The organism is Mesorhizobium sp. 2RAF45 (assembly GCF_052115225.1).
Lineage (GTDB): Bacteria > Pseudomonadota > Alphaproteobacteria > Rhizobiales > Rhizobiaceae > Mesorhizobium > Mesorhizobium jarvisii.
In genome coordinates this window covers 424,795-443,215 of the sequence record NZ_JBFRGG010000004.1, presented here as the reverse complement: position 1 = coordinate 443,215, position 18,421 = coordinate 424,795, and the positions used below count along the sequence as shown (strand labels likewise).

General features: G+C 62.7%; 18 protein-coding genes, 1 tRNA gene and 1 pseudogene. 15 read left to right on the top strand and 5 right to left on the bottom strand.

Going from position 1 to position 18,421, the window contains the following annotated elements; translation table 11 throughout:
• Positions 1–2: 2 nt before the first annotated feature.
• Positions 3–1,820 (bottom strand): adenine deaminase, encoded by a 1,818-nt coding sequence (gene ade, locus AB4Z43_RS15200; protein ID WP_441938157.1) that lies wholly within the window; start codon positions 1,818–1,820, stop codon positions 3–5.
• 81 nt (positions 1,821–1,901) lie between these two features.
• Positions 1,902–2,288 carry a SecDF P1 head subdomain-containing protein gene (locus AB4Z43_RS15195; protein ID WP_069092023.1) on the bottom strand — a complete coding sequence of 129 codons (387 nt, stop codon included), beginning with the start codon at positions 2,286–2,288 and terminating at the stop codon, positions 1,902–1,904.
• A gap of 193 nt (positions 2,289–2,481) precedes the next feature.
• On the opposite strand from AB4Z43_RS15195, the gene AB4Z43_RS15190 reads away from it, so the two are divergent.
• From AB4Z43_RS15190 to AB4Z43_RS15170, 5 genes are all read left to right on the top strand, one after another.
• Complete coding sequence (locus AB4Z43_RS15190; RefSeq protein ID WP_441938155.1) at positions 2,482–3,147, top strand: outer membrane protein; 666 nt, start codon at positions 2,482–2,484, stop codon at positions 3,145–3,147.
• 280 nt (positions 3,148–3,427) lie between these two features.
• Positions 3,428–3,513 (top strand) — tRNA-Leu (locus AB4Z43_RS15185).
• A gap of 342 nt (positions 3,514–3,855) precedes the next feature.
• The gene (locus AB4Z43_RS15180; RefSeq protein ID WP_441938153.1) at positions 3,856–5,361 is read left to right on the top strand and encodes an HAL/PAL/TAL family ammonia-lyase; all 1,506 of its coding nucleotides are present in this window, start codon (positions 3,856–3,858) and stop codon (positions 5,359–5,361) included.
• 5 nt (positions 5,362–5,366) lie between these two features.
• Complete coding sequence (locus AB4Z43_RS15175) at positions 5,367–5,585, top strand: hypothetical protein (protein WP_441938151.1); 219 nt, start codon at positions 5,367–5,369, stop codon at positions 5,583–5,585.
• Between the two features lie 30 nt (positions 5,586–5,615).
• On the top strand, positions 5,616–5,909 hold the full coding sequence (locus AB4Z43_RS15170; RefSeq protein ID WP_441938149.1) for a hypothetical protein: 294 nt from the start codon (positions 5,616–5,618) through the stop codon (positions 5,907–5,909).
• 44 nt (positions 5,910–5,953) lie between these two features.
• On the opposite strand, the gene AB4Z43_RS15165 is transcribed toward AB4Z43_RS15170, so the two are convergent.
• The gene (locus AB4Z43_RS15165) at positions 5,954–6,265 is read right to left on the bottom strand and encodes a hypothetical protein (RefSeq protein ID WP_441938147.1); all 312 of its coding nucleotides are present in this window, start codon (positions 6,263–6,265) and stop codon (positions 5,954–5,956) included.
• Between the two features lie 219 nt (positions 6,266–6,484).
• Here AB4Z43_RS15165 and AB4Z43_RS15160 point away from each other — a divergent pair.
• From AB4Z43_RS15160 to AB4Z43_RS15145, 4 genes and pseudogenes are all read left to right on the top strand, one after another.
• Positions 6,485–7,501 (top strand): annotated as a pseudogene (locus tag AB4Z43_RS15160) (NADH:flavin oxidoreductase/NADH oxidase); the annotation flags it as partial.
• Positions 7,502–7,630: 129 nt separating this feature from the next.
• Positions 7,631–7,948 (top strand): SH3 domain-containing protein, encoded by a 318-nt coding sequence (locus AB4Z43_RS15155; protein ID WP_064982808.1) that lies wholly within the window; start codon positions 7,631–7,633, stop codon positions 7,946–7,948.
• Positions 7,949–8,057: 109 nt separating this feature from the next.
• Positions 8,058–8,336, top strand: a complete 279-nt coding sequence (locus tag AB4Z43_RS15150; RefSeq protein ID WP_019857850.1) for a DUF982 domain-containing protein — start codon at positions 8,058–8,060, stop codon at positions 8,334–8,336.
• Positions 8,337–8,365: 29 nt separating this feature from the next.
• Positions 8,366–8,605 (top strand): DUF2188 domain-containing protein, encoded by a 240-nt coding sequence (locus AB4Z43_RS15145; RefSeq protein ID WP_019857848.1) that lies wholly within the window; start codon positions 8,366–8,368, stop codon positions 8,603–8,605.
• Between the two features lie 102 nt (positions 8,606–8,707).
• Here the strand turns inward: AB4Z43_RS15145 and AB4Z43_RS15140 are convergent, their stop codons facing one another.
• Entirely contained in the window at positions 8,708–8,986 is a 279-nt protein-coding gene (locus tag AB4Z43_RS15140) for a hypothetical protein (RefSeq protein ID WP_038646526.1), read from the bottom strand.
• Between the two features lie 54 nt (positions 8,987–9,040).
• A complete protein-coding gene (locus AB4Z43_RS15135) occupies positions 9,041–10,042 on the bottom strand; it encodes an alpha/beta fold hydrolase (protein WP_019857847.1) in 1,002 nt (333 codons plus the stop codon).
• A gap of 152 nt (positions 10,043–10,194) precedes the next feature.
• Here AB4Z43_RS15135 and AB4Z43_RS15130 point away from each other — a divergent pair, with 152 nt between their 5' ends.
• The 6 genes from AB4Z43_RS15130 (at position 10,195) to AB4Z43_RS15105 (ending at position 18,040) form a co-directional block, all read left to right on the top strand.
• Positions 10,195–10,938, top strand: coding sequence for a competence/damage-inducible protein A (locus tag AB4Z43_RS15130; RefSeq protein ID WP_019857846.1), 744 nt, complete (start codon positions 10,195–10,197; stop codon positions 10,936–10,938).
• Between the two features lie 82 nt (positions 10,939–11,020).
• Positions 11,021–11,854 (top strand): universal stress protein, encoded by an 834-nt coding sequence (locus AB4Z43_RS15125; protein WP_441938143.1) that lies wholly within the window; start codon positions 11,021–11,023, stop codon positions 11,852–11,854.
• A gap of 116 nt (positions 11,855–11,970) precedes the next feature.
• The gene (gpt, locus tag AB4Z43_RS15120) at positions 11,971–12,471 is read left to right on the top strand and encodes a xanthine phosphoribosyltransferase (protein WP_010909158.1); all 501 of its coding nucleotides are present in this window, start codon (positions 11,971–11,973) and stop codon (positions 12,469–12,471) included.
• A gap of 209 nt (positions 12,472–12,680) precedes the next feature.
• On the top strand, positions 12,681–13,169 hold the full coding sequence (locus AB4Z43_RS15115; protein WP_019857844.1) for an NUDIX hydrolase: 489 nt from the start codon (positions 12,681–12,683) through the stop codon (positions 13,167–13,169).
• Between the two features lie 106 nt (positions 13,170–13,275).
• Positions 13,276–13,587, top strand: a complete 312-nt coding sequence (locus AB4Z43_RS15110) for a PilZ domain-containing protein (protein ID WP_441938140.1) — start codon at positions 13,276–13,278, stop codon at positions 13,585–13,587.
• A gap of 673 nt (positions 13,588–14,260) precedes the next feature.
• Positions 14,261–18,040 (top strand): vitamin B12-dependent ribonucleotide reductase, encoded by a 3,780-nt coding sequence (locus tag AB4Z43_RS15105; protein WP_027046781.1) that lies wholly within the window; start codon positions 14,261–14,263, stop codon positions 18,038–18,040.
• Positions 18,041–18,421: the final 381 nt, after the last annotated feature.

The window sequence follows — 18,421 nt, the reverse complement described above, 5'->3', positions numbered from 1 at the left end:
GCCTAGACGAACAGGTCGACCTTCTGGAAAGTCGTCACGTCGATCAGCCCGACGTCTGAAATCCTCAGCTCCGGAATGACCACCAGGGCCAGCAGCGAGTGCTGCATGTAGGCGTTGTTCAGGGAACAACCCATCTTGCGCATCGCCTCGGTCAGTTTCTCGGCCTTGGCGGCGACGATCTCGGCGCGCTCGTCCGACATCAGGCCCGCGATCGGCATTTCGACCAGTGCCAATTCCTTGCCCTTGGAGAACAGCACGACGCCGCCGCCGACTTGGCCCAGTCGATTGACCGCCAGCGCCATGTCCTGCTTGTTGGTGCCGACGCAGATGATGTGGTGGGCGTCATGGGCAACGCTCGAGGCCATGGCGCAATCGCCCATATAGCCGAAGCCGGAGACGAAAGCGTTGGTGACACCGCCCGTGCCCCGGTGCCGCTCGACCAGCGCGATCTGGCAGACGTCGTTGCGGCGGTCCATGGCGACCAGACCGTCCTCGACCGGCAGATCGGCCTCCAGCGCCCGCGTCGGTGCCTGGTTCTCGATGACGCCGATGACGCGCACCCGCACCTCGTTGGCGCCCTTGGGAGCCGTGATGTCGAAATCGCCAGCCCTGAACTTCTTGCCCAACTTGACGGTGTTCTTCGCCGTCTTCGGGTAATCATAGGCCGGAATGTCGATGTCGAGCTTGCCGCCCTTGGCCAGCCTGGCGCCGCGCGCATAAACCTCATCGATGGTCATTGCGGCGAGGTCGGAAACAATCAGCAGGTCGGCCAACCGTCCCGGCGCGATCGAACCGATTTCGCGTTCCAGCCTGAAATGCTGGGCAGTGTTGATCGTCGCCATCTGGATCGCCGTCACCGGCTTCAGCCCCTGTTGGATGGCGTGGCGCACCACCCGGTCCATGTGGCCTTCATGCACCAGCGTGCCGGAATGGCTGTCGTCGGTGCACAGGATGAAGTTGCGCGGATCGATGCCGCCCTCGGTCACCGCCTTGATCTGCGAGGCGACATCGTACCAGGCCGAGCCCAGCCGCAGCATCGCCTTCATGCCCTGCCGGACACGGGCGATGGCATCCTCGGCGCGCGTGCCTTCGTGATCATCCTCGGGTCCGCCGGCGACATAGCCGTGGAACGGCAAGCCAAGGTCGCGCGAGGCATAGTGGCCGCCAACCGTCTTGCCCGCACGAACCGTCGCGGCGATCTCGCCGGACATGACAGGATCATTGGCGGCGACGCCTGGAAAATTCATCACTTCGCCGAGCCCGATGATGTTTTCCCAGGTCATGGCCTCGGCAACATCGGCGACCGTCAGCTCGGCGCCGGCATGTTCCAGCCCCGGTGCCGACGGCACGCAGGACGGCATCTGCACATGCACGTTGATGGGCATCGCCACCGCCTCGTCATGCATCAGCCGCACGCCCGGCAAGCCCAGCACATTGGCGATCTCGTGCGGATCGATGAACATCGAGGTGGTGCCGTGCGGGATGACGGCACGGCAGAACTCGGTCACCGTCACCATGCCGCTCTCGACATGCATGTGCGCGTCGCAGAGGCCAGGCACCAGATAGCGCCCGCCGGCATCGACCACCTTGGTGCCCTGGCCGATAGCGTGGCTGGCATTCGGCCCGCAATAGGCGAAGCGGCCGCCGGCAATGGCGATGTCGGTGCCGGCAATGATCTCGCCGGAGTGAACGTTTACCCAGCGGCCGTTGCGGACAACGAGATCGGCGGGCTTGCGGCCCATGGCGACGTCGACCAGATGCGTCGCCATCTCGGTCCAGGGCTTGGGTTTCGTCGCATGCGCCGCCGGCTTCTTTGCCATGAAGGGACTCCTGTTTGCGCGACTGTGCCAAGCCTGCCTGGTTTTGACCAGCGCCAAACAGCGGACAGACCCGTCCAGCCTTCACAATGGCTGTTCAGCCTTTACCTCGACCGTGACTTTCGGACCGCCCGCCGAAATCCGTTCCGCCAGGCGCTGGAGTTCGCCCGGGGCGAAGCTGCCGCTGAGCATCACCTCGCCGCCGAGGATGGGTTCGACCAGGCGCGGCGACGCCACCACGGCACCGTCGACGCTGAGGTCGACCACCTTCCCGACATTCGCCCTGGTGAAGTCGGCGAACGCCTTCGCGCTGTCCGGTGTCATCTTCAGGTTGAGCGCCCTCTGTCCCGACGCTTGATCGGATACGACCGCTGCCGTGGCGATGGCGAGCGCCAATGGCTCGGCCACAGCGAGGCCGCAGGCTAGCAGCACCATGGCTGTTCCAGCGATGAGACGAACCAGGCTGTTCATCAGGATTTTTTCCCCGCAAGACGGCCATTTTGCACTCGAACATCCCTCGGGCAATGCCTAGCTGTTCTCGGCTGGCAGGCCGTGCTTCTGCAAGCGACACACGGCCGCATCCAGAAACAGGATTCCGTTTTGTCGTGAATCGGTCTAGCCTGGCCGCCAAGATTTCTTCCGACTCTTCATCCGGGGAGTTCGAATGTATCGCCTTGTCGTCGCAAGTGCCGGTCTTCTTGCCGTCCTGTCGATGCCGGCTTTCGCGGCCGACCCGACGGTCGATGTGCCGATGACCGCGCCCGGCTTCGACTGGACCGGATATTATGCCGGCCTGCAGGCGGGCTACGGCTGGGGCCGGTCGGACATCTCAGGAACGGAAGGCGAGCCATTTTCCGTCTCGCCCGACATAAATGGCGGTTTTGTCGGCGGGCACGTCGCCGGGCTATGGCAGTTCGACCAGGCGGTGATCGGCGCCGAGGCCGACCTCAACTATTCCTCGGTCAACGGCACGGCGGAAGCGGAACCCGGAAACAATTTCGGCACCGACATCAAATGGTTCGGATCGGTCAACGCCAAGGCCGGATATGCGATGGATCGTGTGCTGGTCTACGGCATAGGCGGCATTGCCTTCGCCGGGATCGAAACCTCGCAATCGGCAGGCTCCGCCTTCTCCGAGACACGCCCGAATGTCGGCTGGACCCTGGGCGCCGGCGTCGACTACGCGCTGACCGACAAGTTCGTCGTCGGCGCCAAGTATCGCTACTACGATTTCGGCTCCGAGCACTATGACGGGTCCAGCGACTTCGTCGGCCGCGACCAGAATACGAAGCTTAACACCGTGGGCATCAATCTCAGCTACAAGTTCTGAGCCTCGCCGGCATCGATCGGCGAGCGACAGCTGTGACGTGATCACCAAAGTCGATGAGGGGCGGCCGGCGCCCCCAGTGGGCGGGGGAATGGGTTGGGCCTGGTAGACGCCGGCCTCGGCGGATCAAGTCCGCCTTGCAAACACCCTACGCATTGCGAGCGCCGCGCTAAATTCCGCGATCACACCAGTATCACTGCGCCCACTCCTCTGGGGTGTGTGTTCAGGATGGCCAAGAACACGACTTGACGGCCTGTGCCTGGCATCTGAAAAGGGCTGATCTGCGGACGTGGCGGAATTGGTAGACGCAAGGGACTTAAAATCCCTCGATCTCTGATCGTACGGGTTCGATTCCCGTCGTCCGCACCAGCCTTCGCTCTTCGAGCTTCGGTGGCAGGCCACCCAAAGCTCGGCTCCGTCAAAAACGCACGCACGGGCTGGCCGCCGCATATGCCGCGTGAGCTGCTGATCCGATAAGTCTTCGACGTCATCCTCGAAGTGATTTCAAAAGGGGGCGCCGGATTTTCAGCGCCGGATCGCAGGCGGCATGTCTTTTATGGCCAACGACGTCGCTACAGTCGCATCAGCCGGCAATTCCATCGCCATTATGCCCGCGGTTGGGCGGTACGGTGCCGAAGCAGCGGTTCTCACGCCGCCTTTCGAGCGGGCCAACAGCCGCCTGCGCATTCGCAAAGCTATTCGGAACGGCCAATGACAATAACCATAAATAGAAACGCCAGCTGGCGCGACATCGCACGCGTGAGCGAAGGCGAATCCCTGGCGCTTAGCCAGGCAGCGTGGGAGAGGATCGCTTTTGCGAACCAGATCGTGGCGGCGATCGTCGAAAAAGGGATCCGCGCCTACGGCGTCAATACCGGGGTCGGCGCCTTGGCAAGCAAGATCGTGGCGCCTGCCCTGCAAAAGAAATTGTCGCGCAATATCATTCGCAGTCACGCCTGCGGCGTCGGCGACCTCGTGCCGAGATGCGGCGTGCGCGCCATCATTGCTGCTCAAGTGGCAAATTTCGCGCATGGCCATTCGGGCGTTGGCCCTACGATCGTTCGCAATCTGCTCACCTTTATCGAGCGCGACTGCGTTCCCGACGTGCCGTCCCGGGGATCGGCAGGGTATTTGACGCACAACGCGCATGTAGCACTGGTCCTGATCGGCGAAGGCAGTGCAACCGTGGCAGGCCGCTCTATGAGCGGGCTCGCGGCCCTGGCTGAAATGGGTCTGGAACCATTGGAGCTTGGCGCCAAGGAGGGCTTGAGCCTCGTCAACGGCACCGCATGCGCAACCGGCCTGATAAGCATCGCCGTGCTGCGCGCGGAGCGTTTGTTGGGATGGGCTGACGCGGCGGCTGCTTTAACTCTTGAAGCCGCAGGCGCGCAAATGCCGGCTTTTGGCGAGGCAATCCTGGCGATGAGGCCCTCACCCGGCATTCAGGACGTGGGCAAATCGCTGCGTGGCTGGCTTCATGGCAGCGAACTTATCGCGCTGGCTCATGGCAGTCGCACGCAGGACGCACTCAGTCTTCGCGCCGTGCCGCATGTTCATGGCGCCGCCCGGGAGGTGCTGGACCGGTCCGCCGAGCTTGTCGACCGCGAACTGGCAGCCGTCACCGACAATCCCGCAGTATTCGGGTCTCCGAACGATCCTCAGGTCGTTTCAGAGGCGCATGCGGTAGCGCCCGCTCTCGGGCAGGCCGCTGACGGCCTGACCATCGCCTTGGCTCAGGTGGCTGGAATGAGCGAGCGTCGCATCGATCGTCTCGTCAATCCGCTTGTCAACAATTTGCCGGCCTTCCTTGCCGATGAGGACGGAGCCAATTCCGGCTTCATGATCGCGCAATACACGGCCACATCGCTCAGCAACGTCAACCGGCGTCTGGCCGCCCCGGCGGCGACCGACGGCGGCGTCACATCCGGCCTGCAAGAGGATTTTCTGGCTCATCCAACCGTCGCAGCCAACAAGCTGCTGGCGGTTATCGACAACGCCGAATACATTCTGGCGATCGAGCTCATGGCGGCCGCGCAGGCCCATGATTTTCTGGCCGTGCGCGGTGCGCGTGCGCCTGGTACCGACACCATCTATCGAATGGTCCGGGACAATATCGCGCACTATTCCGACGATCGGCCTCTGTCCCGGGACATGGAAGCCTTGCGCAACTTCATCCGCGAAATGGACGTGCCGGCCTGTCCGCGGCACAGTTCGTAAGGCAAATGCTCGGCCAGCTTCGAGAGCTAGGCCTTCATCGGGTTCAGCTTCAGATGCTGGATTTGGCATCGACGATGCAGTCGTCGGCTGTGCCGGCCGGCTCGTCGAGCGGCATTGTCCAGGACCTCCATGTCCTCGCCCTCTTCCGGGGCAACCGTATCGAGAACGGCCATCCGCATTCGTTTTTTAGCAAAGGCGAAACAAAGGATGCATTTCCGCGTTGAGGGTCGTCAAAACGCGGGAGATCTTTGAAAATGGATCCGGCAACTGCGGCAGTGATGGTTTTGCTCCAGTGCAGCCCGGTTGAGGGTTCTGTCTGCAAACCCGTCGATATGGCGCCGACCATGTATGCGTCGCTCGACTTATGCATGGCTTCGCTGAAGGACAGGCTGGCAAGCGCTCCGAACGGCGAGACCGTTGGGCGGTGTCGCCTCGTCGATGCGACCGTCAAAGATGGCTTGCCGGTCGGCTATACAAGGGTTTTTGTGACTCGTGGGCGGGGCGACGACGCCATCACCAGCAGCTACGTCGTACAGCGCCAGCGTTAGCCGCCTCGTTCCCGCTGCCCCACGGTGGCGTTCTCCCCTGTTTGCTAGATGCGCGTAGCGCCACCCTCTCGGCCGCCAGAATGTGGCACCGGTGGTGGCTGATCGGCGCTTCGCTCATGGTCTGGCCCAGAACCTACCTCGATGATTCCGACCAGCGCGCGAACAAACTCAACCATATCGTTCGCCGTGATGGCTGCCCTGTCGGGATCTTGCCCAATGTGCTCGGCGGCCGCACAACATGACAGACGGATGTGATCGTAGTGGGAATCCCTTTCATCCTCCGGCAACATCGCCAGTTTCATGGCCCGGCGATAAATCAGCCGCAGCAACTGTTCGAGAGCGGCTCCGACACTCATGCGTTTTACTCCGCATTGGTCTAGCGTTCCGGTGCTCAGGGCGCATGTCGGAACGTCGATGGGCGGTATTTCCGCCCCTGTGCCCAAAGTTTGCGTTATAGCCATTAATATATCGTATATTGCTAATATACGATGCCCGAAGCGTTTTTGGTATCGACGATGTCGTAACGACCCAGCCTGACGCCGACGGCGTGAGGCGAAGCCTAGCCAGGACGGCCCGCCGAGGATGGGTCAGCCAGCGACTGGCATCTTTACCACTGGATGAACCTGGCCATGTCCGGCGCCGGCATGGTCACGGTGGAGATGACCGATGTCGAGCGCCGCGGGCGCATCACCCATGGTTGCCTCGGGCTTTACTCCGACGACAACGAGGCCGCCGCGCGCCGCACTCTGGATGCGGCACGACGCGTCGCCGCGCCGGGCACGAAATTCGGCACGCAGCTTGCGCATGCCGGCCGCAAGGCCTCGAACCGCAAGCCCTGGGAGGGCGGCGGGCCACTGCAGCCGAACGAAGACCCCTGGCAGACCGTCTCGGCGTCGGCCATCGCCTACGACACCGGCTGGAACGTACCGCGCGCGCTCGATGAGGAAGAGATCCTGCAGCTCATCGAGCGGTTCGCCCAAGCCGCCAGGCGGGCCGAACGCGCCGGCTTCGATTTCATCGAACTGCACGCAGCACATGGCTACCTGATCTTCCAGTTCCTGTCGCCGCTGTCCAACCAGCGCACCGACCGCTGGGGGGGCTCGCTGGAAAACCGGATGCGTCTTGTCGTCGAAATCGCCAGGGCGGTGAAGAAGGCGGTGCCGAAGCTGATGCTCGGCGCGCGGCTGTCGGTGAAGGACTGGGTCGACGGCGGCTTCGACGTCGAGGATGCGATCGAGGTGGCGAAGGCCCTGAAGGACGAGGGTATCGCCTATCTCTGTTGCTCCAGCGGCGGCAATTCGCCGTTGCAGAAATTGCCCACCGGTCCCGGCTATCAGGTGCATCTGGCGGAAGCCGTGCGCAAGGGCGCCGGCATTCCGACCCGCGCGGTCGGCCTGATCGACGATCCCCAGCAGGCCGAGGCTGTTATCGCCGAAGGCCGTGCCGACATGGTGGCGCTGGCGCGCGCCTTCCTCGCCGATCCGCGCTGGGGCTGGCGCGCGGCCGCCACATTCAAGGAAAAGATCCATCCGGCGCCGCAGCTCGCCCGCTCGGTAACGACGATGGAGCACTGGATGAAGGCTGCGGGCTGAACCGGCCCGCCCTCCTGACACAGGCGCGATCCCGCCCAGCCCGTTTTGCCACAGCCCGCTTCAATTCTGGCGGCAAACTGTTACGCTGGGCGAGGCTGCGGCGGGCGCGGCCGGGCTTGGGAGGAGATCATGTCGTTCAGGGCATTCTTGCCGGCTGCGATGCTTGTGACTGTCGCCGGCCTTTGGCTCGGCGCATCGACGCCGAGCGTGGCGCAATATTGCGAGGGGACGGTGCACGGCCTGTCTGGCCGCTACAATCTGGCGACCGGCAGCGGCTTTCTCGCCGTGCGGACACGGCCCAACTCGTCATCGCGGATGATCGGCCAGCTGTTCAATGGAGACCACGTCGAGATTTTCGACCGGCGCGGCAACTGGTACAAGGTCGAAATCGGCGGGACCACCGGCTGGGCGAACGCACGCTGGCTGCGCAACGACTGCGGCTACTGAGTACGCCGAAACATGTCACCCAAAAAGCGCGCCGCGAAACGAGACGCGACTTTTGGGCGCAGGTTCCGGGCCACTTTTGCAACCAAATTGGCTGCTTTGCGTTGCGGCCATGATGGACAACAAACCTTTTGAAACGCCGGTCGTGGTCGAACTCGGCCATGTCGGCAAATATCGCCATATCCGCAGCACCCAGGAAGCGGCGGAGTGCCTCATGACGGTCTGGCCACTCAATCGCGGCCCGCGTCATCGTGATGCCCTCGACACTTGCCTCAAAGTGCTGGAAGGTTATCGTTCGACAGCGGAAGCGCGACGGGCACTGATCGAGGCCGCCAGGGAATCGGAAGTGCTGGTGCCCGACGACCGGCTATCCGACGACCGGCTGCATTGAGCAGGCGGACCTTTCAACCGGAGGTTTTTATGGCGAAGCTGACTTACAAGATCGTCGAGCATGACGGCGGCTGGGCCTACAAGGTCGGTTCGACCTTCTCGGAGACATTTCCGACCCATCAGGATGCTTTGCGCGCCGCCGAGATCGCCTCGGCCGAGCAGCAGGTGGCGGGCGCGACGGACGGCATCCAGTATGAGGATGCCGACGGCAAATGGCACGAGGAACTGGCCGACGGTCGGGATCGGCCGCAGACCGAGGTTTCCGACTAGTCTCTCCTCAGAAGACAATTTCCCGGCAGGAACAGGCAGGGCGCCGACCGCGGACGTCTGGAGAGACGACGTCCCACGGTCAGCGGCTGCCCAGCGGCTGAATTATTTGCCGCAATAGTGATCGTTGACGTTCAATCCAGCATTGGCATCAGGACCAGCTGTATTGGAGGCACAAGGTCCGGCAGGCCCCGAATTGCCAAGGCTGTCCAGCCCTGAGCGGTCGCCATTGATGCTCCCGGTCGTGTTCTGGTCGACACCGGAAGACTGTTCGTTGCCGAACCAGTTGTGATGGTTGGAATATGTGCCTTCCGATGGCTGGGCCATCGCCGATGTGGCGAGACCGATCGTCAGAACCGATGCTGCGATAAATTTCCTGTACATTGCATTACTCCGTGTCTTGGTCGCCTTGGGTGCGACACGGGGTAAACCCGGCAGTCAGCCGAATGGTTCATTGAAATTGTCGTGAGGCTGTGGTGATGGAAACGCGCGGGCGGCAATCCGCTCGATGAAGCCAATCACACGCTTGGGCTCAACGAATTGCGGCATATGGCCGACGCCGTCGACGGGTTCGAAGTCAAGCCCTGCGATCTTGCCTTGCATCGGCTCGCCATGGATACGGATGTCGATGACGCGGTCGGCGGTTCCGAAGAGGATGCCGGCAGGCATGACAAGCTCGCCATAGCGCTGTTCGATGCGGCCGAGATCCTGTTCGACGGCCACGACATCGGCTGATGTTGCCTGGAAATGGACTGGCCGCAGCCCAAGCCACCCGCCGCCGTCGATCATGTAGTCCGCGGGAAAGACCTGCGGCGCGAAGATGAATTCCATTGTCGGCCGCGCAAAGCGCAGGCTCAGCGGTATCGCCACGGTATAGGCCATGATCCAGCGCCGCAGGCGAGAGGGGATATAGAGCAGGTCAAATCCTTGCCGCGCCCTGGTTTCCAGATGCGTCAGCGGCGCCAGCAAGGCGATGCCCGAAATTGCCTCGGGATGTTCCACGGCCAGGGTCAATGTGACGGCGCCACCCAGCGAGTGGCCCACCACCAACGGCCTTTCCAGCTCCAATTTTTCGATGAAGCGGCGCACCAGGGCCGCCTGTTCAGGCAAGCGGCCGGTGGCACCGTTCGCGCGGGTCGAATAGCCTGATCCCGGACGATCGAGCGCGATCAGCCGATAGCCTGGGCCGAAATGTCCGAACAGCGTGTGCCGGAAGTGGTGGAGTTGCGCGCCAAGCCCATGCAGGAAGACGATCGGCCGCCCCTCGCCCACATCGACATAGTGGATGCGGTTGCCGTCGATCTCGATGAATTTTCCGACCGGCGGCACCAGCCTTTGCGCCTTCGCCGCGATCCATAGCGTCGCCAGCACCAGGCAGGCGATCCCCAGGACCGCCAGCAGGAACAGCAGGGCCAGCCACGACAGGATCGATATCGGCATTGTTTACCCGGACCAGAACCCGTTTGAGCTTACCTGCATCCGGTCATGCTGTAACCTCGCATCGTCCAGGCACGGATGTTCACCGCCGAGGTGGCATTGCCGATAGCCACGCGCCGCGCTATTTCAGGCGACCCGTCCTGCCGGAGCCCTCCATGACCGAAATCGTTACCGCCGCCATGCTCGTCATCGGCGATGAGATTCTCTCCGGCCGCACCAAGGACAAGAACATCGGCCACCTCGCCGACATTATGACGGCCGTCGGCATCGACCTCAAGGAAGTGCGCATCGTTCCCGACCAGGAAGACGAGATCGTCGCGGCGGTGAATGCCGTGCGTGCGCGCTACACCTATGTGTTCACCACCGGCGGCATCGGCCCGACCCATGACGACATCACCGCCGATTCGATTGCCAAGGCGTTCGGCGTGCCCTGCGAATACGATGCCAAGGCCTATGCGCTGCTGGAGGCAAGCTATGCGGCGCGCGGTATCGAATACACCGAGGCACGCAAGCGCATGGCGCGGATGCCGCGCGGCGCCGACCATATCGATAACCCGGTGTCGGTAGCGCCCGGCTTTCGCATCGGCAACGTCCACGTCATGGCCGGCGTGCCCTCGATCTTCCAGGCCATGCTCGACAACGTCGTGCCGACGCTGAAGACCGGCACGAAGATGCTGTCGGCGACGGTGCACTGTCCGTTCGGCGAAGGCCTTGTCGGCGAGCCGTTGGGTGAGATCCAGAAAGCGCACCCGGATACGATCATCGGCTCCTATCCAAAGTATGGCGACGGCAAGTTCTGGACCGAACTGGTCGTTCGCGCCCGCAGCCAGGAGGTCCTCGACGCCGCGCGTGCCGATGTCGAGGCAATGGTGGCGGGTTTCGCCGCCAAGGCGAGTTGAACCGGTTCTGGCCGGAACAAAGCGTGGCGCGCCGGCGTTGCTTTCACGCGAGTTCAAACACTCGCCAGATTGAGGGATCACCATGCGCTTCAAGACCATCGTTGCCATTCTGCAGAACGAGCAGGACGCCGAGCGCGTGCTCGACTGCGCCATTCCGCTCGCCAACCGCTACGAGAGCCATCTGATCGGCATCCACGCCGAGGCGCTTCCGGTGCCCTACACGTCGGCGACCGGCTTTCCCGATACCGAGTTCCTGCAGGTCTCGGCCGACATGAGCCGGGAGCGGGCCGACAAGCTGCAGGCCGTCTTCCTCAGGCGCATCGAGGTTTCCGGCCTCTCCTTCGAGTGGCGCAGCCTGGAGAGCTTCTCAGGCGACAGCGCGTTGACCGGCATTTCAAGCGTGCGCGCCGCCGATCTTATCATTGCCGCCCAGCGCGAAACCGGCGGCGATCCGAGCGCCGATGTCGACACGCTGGTCTATGACGCCGGCCGGCCGGTGCTGGTGGTGCCGAGTGCCGGTCCGCTGGTCACCACGTTCAAACGTGTCCTGCTCGCTTGGAACGGCAGCAAGGAGGCCGCCCGCGCCGCCTTCGACGCCCTGCCCTTCATCATCGAGGCCGAGAAGACCGACATATTGGTCATCGATCCGCCCGATACGTTCGACGAAAGCCCAGAGGCCGCCGGCGCCGAAATCGCGTCGGCGCTGTCACGCCACGGCGCCAATGTAAGCGTCTCGGTGCAGAAATCGGGCGGCACCTCGGTCGACGACATGATCCAGAACAGGGTCGCCGAGACCGGCGCCGATCTGCTGGTGCTTGGCGCCTACAGCCACTCCTGGCTGCGCCAGCTGCTGTTCGGCGGAGTGACGCGCACGGTGCTGCGCACGGGACAGGTAGCGGCCTTCCTGTCGCGATAAGTCCACAGCCATCGCTGCCAGCCGCCCTTGCCAAGGCCGAGGCTTTCCAGTTAATTCCGCGCGCATTCCCCTGTTTTTGTGCACGCGGTCTTCGCGTGCTGCGGAGTGCGCGAAAAATGTCTCTTCCCGAAAAAGCCTTCCCGGTCTCCTGGGACCAGTTCCATCGTGACGCCCGCGCGCTTTCCTGGCGGCTTTCCGGCGCCAACAAGGGGCAATGGAAGGCGATCGTCTGCATCACGCGCGGCGGGCTGGTTCCGGCGGCGATCATCGCGCGCGAGCTCGGCATCCGCGTCATCGAGACAGTCTGCGTCGCCTCCTACCACGACTACACCAGCCAGGGGCAGTTGCAGGTGCTGAAGGAGATTACGCCGGCACTGCTCGCCGACGACGGCGCCGGCGTGTTGATCATCGACGACCTGACCGACACTGGCAAGACCGCCGGCATCGTGCGCGCAATGATGCCGAAGGCGCATTTCGCCACCGTCTACGCCAAGCCGAAGGGCCGGCCGCTGGTCGATACTTTCGTCACCGAGGTCAGCCAGGATACCTGGATCTATTTCCCCTGGGACATGGGCTTCACCTACCAGAAGCCGATCGCCGACGACCACGCCGGCTGATTCGCGACACGCCCCTTTTCCAACTAAGCCGCCACCGACGACAATATTTGCTTCCGTGGGCGGCTCCCAGGGACAGGATATCCTGTGAAATCGACCTCTATTGGCGGGAATCGGCTAGGCTGATCAAAGTTTTTACTATTATTGGTCAGAATTAGCCGTAAGATTCGTAAGGCGGCAAACGATTCTGGAGGCTGGGGCTAGCTTCTCCGATGTTGACAAGGCCAACGACGCACAACCATCTGGCCGAAAGGGTCCGGCGACTCTTCGGCACCGCGCCGTGCCGTCTGCAGGTTGCCGCGCTGCCCTGGCGTGATACCGGGAATGGCGTCGAGATCATGCTGATCACCAGCCGCGACACGGGCCGCTGGGTGTTGCCGAAGGGCTGGCCGGAAGCCAAGGAGCCGCTCTGCGAGGCGGCGGCGCGAGAGGCCGGCGAGGAAGCCGGATTGCGCGGAACCGTCTCGCATCTCGAAGCCGGCCGCTACTTCTATGCCAAGGTTCTCGCTTCGGGTGAAGAAGTGCCCTGCGAGGTGCTGGTGTTTCCGCTGCACGTGGACAAGATCGCCGACCGCTGGAAGGAAAAGCACTCCCGCACCCGCAAGTGGGTCAATTCCAGCGAAGCCGTGCGTATGATCAATGAGCCGGACCTTTGCCAGATCATCGCCTATTTCTGCGCCGACCCGCACAGATTCTCCTAGCTGACCTCGGCATTCTCCAGGGCAGATTCACAACCCTGTGATGTGTCGAGCATGAAAGGTTTGCTAATCCTTATTCGCTAAGAATCGGCCTATCTGGCGTTTGATTATGGCGAATCCTGTAGACCCACTTCAGCAACATACCGGCGAGCCCGAGCGCGAGCACCGTCCACGCGTGCTCAAGGGTGGAACCGTCATCACCGGGATTCAAAACTCGGAAATCGCCGTGATGCTGCGCAACCAGCATGCGGGCGGCGCCGAATTGAAAATACCGCTCGAGGCGCGGGTGCCCGATCGTTTCCTGCTTTATGTGCCGCCCGACGGCGTCGCCTATCGCTGCGAGGTCCGCTGGCGCCGCAACGACCGGGTCGGCGTACAATTCACTGGCACCGAGCCGAAGCCGAAGCTGCATTACGGCTGATATCTGGCATATCGGCCCGACAGGGCTTTCGAGGCCGACCAGATTTGCTCACGACGGACGCCTCCCGGCGGTCAAAGGCCGCAGATCCGCCGGTCGAAACGGCAATCGCGGCGGCGCAGTTCTATCCCCGTTATCCACATGTGTGACACACAAGATGTTGGGGTCACAAAAGCTACGCAAACGAATCCTTGACGGCGCAAAACGAGTCGCCTTTTATAGGCCATGTGCTCCTGTTGAGAGCGCGACCGGAAAGTTCTGAGCCCGGTCTTTTTCCCGGATTATGTGCGTTTTTGCCCGCATTTCCGCCCGTTTACGAGGCCGGCGGAAGCGTTGGGGTTGTGGGGTGGTGGGGCGACGAAAGGGAGAATTGTCGGACTGGAATAAATTGTCTGTTAATACTATATTTAGTGTTTGCAGGTAGGTTCGACGCTAGATAGTGTGAATTTCCCTCGAGTGAGGGAATCGAAAAAATCAGATTTGAGGGACCCGCGGGGTTCGCCGGCGCGTTGTGACAGAGGCTTCACGAGAAGCCCAGGCTGCAAATGCTGGGGGAGATCGCGGAATGGAGAGCCGGCCGTTTTCGAACGCCGGCAGACGGCGGACATGCGCGTTTCGCATCAGGGGGAGAAATCCCTGGGGAAAAGCGCTATATATAGACAAAAGGACCGGACCAATGCGCATCGAGCGTCGCTTCACCAAGCAAGGGCAATCGGCTTATGCGGAGATCGAATTCCGCAAGGCGCTTTCCGAGATCAAGAATCCGGATGGCTCGGTGGTGTTCCGCCTCGACAACATCGATGTCCCGGCGCAGTTCTCCCAGGTCGCCGCCGATATCCTGGCGCAGAAATATTTCCGCAAGGCCGGCGTGCCCGCGCGGCTGAAGAAGGTCGAGGAGAACGACGTCCCCTCCTTCCTGTGGCGCTCCGTCGCCGACGAAGCTGAACTGGCCAAGCTGCCGGAAGCCGAGCGCTACGGTTCCGAGATCGACGCCCGCCAGGTCTTCGACCGTCTGGCCGGCACCTGGACCTATTGGGGCTGGAAGGGCGGCTACTTCAAGTCGGAGGAAGACGCGCGGGCTTTCCGCGACGAGCTCGCCTATATGCTGGCCACTCAGCGTGTCGCGCCGAATTCGCCGCAATGGTTCAACACTGGGTTGCACTGGGCATACGGCATTGACGGTCCGAGCCAGGGCCACTTCTATGTCGACCCCTTCACCGGCAAGCTGACCAAGTCGAAGTCCTCCTACGAACACCCGCAGCCGCATGCCTGCTTCATCCAGGGCGTGCAGGACGACCTCGTCAACGAGGGCGGCATCATGGATTTGTGGGTGCGCGAGGCGCGCCTGTTCAAATATGGCTCGGGCACCGGTTCGAACTTCTCGCTGCTGCGCGGCGAAGGCGAAAAGCTGTCGGGCGGCGGCCGCTCGTCCGGCCTGATGAGCTTCCTCAAGATCGGCGACCGCGCCGCGGGCGCCATCAAGTCGGGCGGCACGACGCGCCGCGCGGCTAAAATGGTCATCGTCGACGCCGACCACCCCGATATCGAGGAATTCATCGACTGGAAGGTCAATGAAGAGCAGAAGGTCGCCTCGCTGGTGACCGGCTCCAAGATCGTCAAGAAGCATCTCGAAGCCATCATGAAGGCCTGCGTCAATTGCGAAGGCAATGGCGAGGACTGCTTCGATCCGGCCATCAACACGGCGCTGAAGCGCGAGATCAAGGCAGCCAAGAAGTCGGCGGTGCCGGAGAATTACATCTACCGCGTCATCCAGTTCGCCAAGCAGGGCTACACCTCGATGTCGTTCAAGACCTACGACACCGACTGGGATTCGGATGCCTACCTGACGGTTTCGGGCCAGAACTCCAACAATTCGGTGTCGCTGAAGGACAATTTCCTGCGCGCCGTCGAGGACGATGCCGACTGGCACCTGACGGCCCGCAAGGACGGCAAGGTCTTGAAGACGCTGAAGGCCAGGGACCTGTGGGAAAAGATCGGCTACGCCGCCTGGGCGTCGGCGGATCCGGGTCTGCATTTCAACACGACGATGAACGACTGGCACACCTGCGCTTCGGCCGGTGCGATCCGGGCCTCCAACCCGTGCTCGGAATACATGTTCCTCGACGACACGGCCTGCAACCTCGCCTCGATCAACCTGCTGCCCTACCGCAACGCCGACGGCACGATCGATATCGCCGCCTACGAGCATACCGTGCGTCTGTGGACCATCGTGCTCGAAATCTCGGTGATGATGGCGCAGTTCCCGTCGAAGGAGATCGCCAAGCTCTCCTACGAATACCGCACGCTCGGCCTCGGCTACGCCAATATTGGCGGCCTGCTGATGACCTCGGGCATTCCCTATGATTCCGACGAGGGCCGCGCCATCTGCGCCGCGCTCACCGCGATCATGACTGGTGTCGCCTACTCCACCTCGGCGGAAATGGCCTCCGAACTCGGCGCCTTCCCCGACTATGACCGCAACGCCCAGAACATGCTGCGCGTCATGCGCAACCATCGCCGCGCCGCCTATGGCGACAAGGACGGCTACGAGAAGCTCGCCGTCAACCCGGTGCCGCTGGTCGCTTCCGACCTCAAGCAGCAGGCGCTTGCCGAGCATGCGAAAGCCGCCTGGGACCGCGCCATCGAGCTCGGCGAGGAGCACGGCTACCGCAATGCGCAGGCGACCGTGATCGCGCCGACCGGCACGATCGGCCTTGTCATGGATTGCGACACCACCGGCATCGAGCCCGATTTCGCGCTGGTGAAGTTCAAGAAGCTCGCCGGCGGCGGCTATTTCAAGATCATCAACCGCGCCGTGCCGGAAGCACTGCGCACGCTCGGCTATTCCGAGAGCCAGATCGCCGAGATCGAGGCCTATGCGGTCGGCCACGGCAATCTCAACCAGGCGCCTGGCATCAACCCCGGCTCGCTCAAGGCCAAGGGTTTCAGCGACGACAAGATCGCCGCGCTCAATGCGGCGCTGAAGTCGGCCTTCGACATCAAGTTCGTCTTCAACCAGTGGACGCTCGGCGCCGACTGGGTGAAGGAGACTTTTGGATTCACCGACGAGCAGCTCAACGACTTCTCGTTCGAGATGCTGCCGGCGATGGGCTTCTCCAGGAAGGACATCGAGGCCGCCAACATCCATGTCTGCGGTGCCATGACGCTGGAAGGCGCACCCTTCCTCAAAGCCGAACACCTCGCCGTGTTCGACTGCGCCAGCCCCTGCGGCAAGATCGGCAAGCGCTCGCTTTCGATCAACAGCCACATCCAGATGATGGCGGCCGCACAGCCCTTCATCTCGGGCGCCATCTCCAAGACCATCAACATGCCCAACGATGCGACGGTGGAAGACGCCAAGGGCGCCTACATGCTGTCGTGGAAGCTGGCGCTGAAGGCCAACGCGCTCTACCGCGACGGCTCGAAGCTGTCGCAGCCGCTGAACGCCTCGCTGCTCGCCGATGGCGAGGAGGATGAGGACGAAGCCGTCGAGCAGTTGATCCAGGCTCCGGCCGCAGCGCGCGCGGCGCAGATCACCGAGCGGATCGTCGAGCGCATCATCGAGCGCGTGTCGCGCGAGCAGGAAAAGCTGCCTGGCCGCCGCAAGGGTTACACGCAGAAGGCTAAGATCGGTGGCAACACCATCTTCCTGCGCACCGGCGAATATGATGATGGCCGCCTCGGCGAGATCTTCATCGACATGAACAAGGAAGGCGCCACGCTGCGTGGCCTGCTCAACAACTTCGCCATCGCGATTTCGCTCGGCCTGCAATACGGCGTGCCGCTCGACGAATATGTGCACGCCTTCACCTTCACCAAGTTCGAGCCGGCCGGCATGGTCATCGGCAACGATGCCATCAAGAGTGCGACGTCGATCCTCGACTATGTGTTCCGCGAACTGGCTATCTCCTATCTCGGCCGCAACGACCTCGCCCATGTCGACCAGTCGGATTTTTCCAACACCGCGCTCGGCCGCGGCATCAGCGAAGGCAAGACCGACGCCGTTTCCAAGGGTCTGACTCGCGGTTCGCCGGTGAAGCTGGTGTCGAGGGCAATCGGCAACGAGCCGAAGGGCTTTGCCGGCGGCTCGACAGGCACCCCTGCCCGCTCGGCGCCGACCGCCTTCTCCGGCTCCAACGTGCTGGCGCTGAAGCCGGCCAGCGACGAGGCGGTCGCCTACAAGCGCGACTATGAGGAGCGGGCCAAGGAACTGGCCGAGGACATCGCCTTCGAGGAAGCGGTTTCGGAGACTTCGGATGCCACGGCGGCGCTGTTCACCGACGCGGCAGCGAACGAAGCGGCCGAGGCGAAGAAACTCGCCGCCGACCGCCGCGCCAAGTCACTGCTGCAGGGCTACACCGGCAATTCCTGCTCCGAATGCCAGAATTTCACGATGGTGCGGAACGGGACCTGCGAGAAGTGCGACACGTGCGGCGCCACGAGCGGGTGCAGCTGAGAATTTGAAGCGCGCCCTGACTGACTGACGACGCGTCACTGTATCTCGCTCGACGTCAAGGTAAACTGCTCATTCGACACACGAAGTTTGCTCACCCTCGTTTTTGAGAGGTGAGCAAACGGAAAAAGGCAGGAGGCCTGGATCAATGTCGGGGCCTCCTGGTTCACGTCTAGGCTGAAGCCGGGGGTGAGCGCTCGGAACCAGCCGGAGGCGTCGCACTGGCAATGGGCAATCCCTTTGCCAGTGATTGTTCGACCGCTCTTGAGCTGGTGCGTGACGACTTTGGTACAGGGGCGCCCATCGCGCGGGTGTTCATGCCTGGGTACGTATTCGTGGCCTTATGCGGACCGCAATTGAATCTCTTGACCATGACAGGGAACA

Bases quoted from the DNA above. Each gene is read 5' to 3' on its own strand.
- ade (WP_441938157.1), bottom strand. From the start codon at position 1,820: ATGGCAAAGAAGCCGGCGGCGCATGCGACGAAACCCAAGCCCTGGACC.
- AB4Z43_RS15195 (WP_069092023.1), bottom strand. From the start codon at position 2,288: ATGAACAGCCTGGTTCGTCTCATCGCTGGAACAGCCATGGTGCTGCTA.
- AB4Z43_RS15190 (WP_441938155.1), top strand. From the start codon at position 2,482: ATGTATCGCCTTGTCGTCGCAAGTGCCGGTCTTCTTGCCGTCCTGTCG.
- AB4Z43_RS15180 (WP_441938153.1), top strand. From the start codon at position 3,856: ATGACAATAACCATAAATAGAAACGCCAGCTGGCGCGACATCGCACGC.
- AB4Z43_RS15175 (WP_441938151.1), top strand. From the start codon at position 5,367: ATGCTCGGCCAGCTTCGAGAGCTAGGCCTTCATCGGGTTCAGCTTCAG.
- AB4Z43_RS15170 (WP_441938149.1), top strand. From the start codon at position 5,616: ATGGATCCGGCAACTGCGGCAGTGATGGTTTTGCTCCAGTGCAGCCCG.
- AB4Z43_RS15165 (WP_441938147.1), bottom strand. From the start codon at position 6,265: ATGAGTGTCGGAGCCGCTCTCGAACAGTTGCTGCGGCTGATTTATCGC.
- AB4Z43_RS15155 (WP_064982808.1), top strand. From the start codon at position 7,631: ATGTCGTTCAGGGCATTCTTGCCGGCTGCGATGCTTGTGACTGTCGCC.
- AB4Z43_RS15150 (WP_019857850.1), top strand. From the start codon at position 8,058: ATGATGGACAACAAACCTTTTGAAACGCCGGTCGTGGTCGAACTCGGC.
- AB4Z43_RS15145 (WP_019857848.1), top strand. From the start codon at position 8,366: ATGGCGAAGCTGACTTACAAGATCGTCGAGCATGACGGCGGCTGGGCC.
- AB4Z43_RS15140 (WP_038646526.1), bottom strand. From the start codon at position 8,986: ATGTACAGGAAATTTATCGCAGCATCGGTTCTGACGATCGGTCTCGCC.
- AB4Z43_RS15135 (WP_019857847.1), bottom strand. From the start codon at position 10,042: ATGCCGATATCGATCCTGTCGTGGCTGGCCCTGCTGTTCCTGCTGGCG.
- AB4Z43_RS15130 (WP_019857846.1), top strand. From the start codon at position 10,195: ATGACCGAAATCGTTACCGCCGCCATGCTCGTCATCGGCGATGAGATT.
- AB4Z43_RS15125 (WP_441938143.1), top strand. From the start codon at position 11,021: ATGCGCTTCAAGACCATCGTTGCCATTCTGCAGAACGAGCAGGACGCC.
- gpt (WP_010909158.1), top strand. From the start codon at position 11,971: ATGTCTCTTCCCGAAAAAGCCTTCCCGGTCTCCTGGGACCAGTTCCAT.
- AB4Z43_RS15115 (WP_019857844.1), top strand. From the start codon at position 12,681: ATGTTGACAAGGCCAACGACGCACAACCATCTGGCCGAAAGGGTCCGG.
- AB4Z43_RS15110 (WP_441938140.1), top strand. From the start codon at position 13,276: ATGGCGAATCCTGTAGACCCACTTCAGCAACATACCGGCGAGCCCGAG.
- AB4Z43_RS15105 (WP_027046781.1), top strand. From the start codon at position 14,261: ATGCGCATCGAGCGTCGCTTCACCAAGCAAGGGCAATCGGCTTATGCG.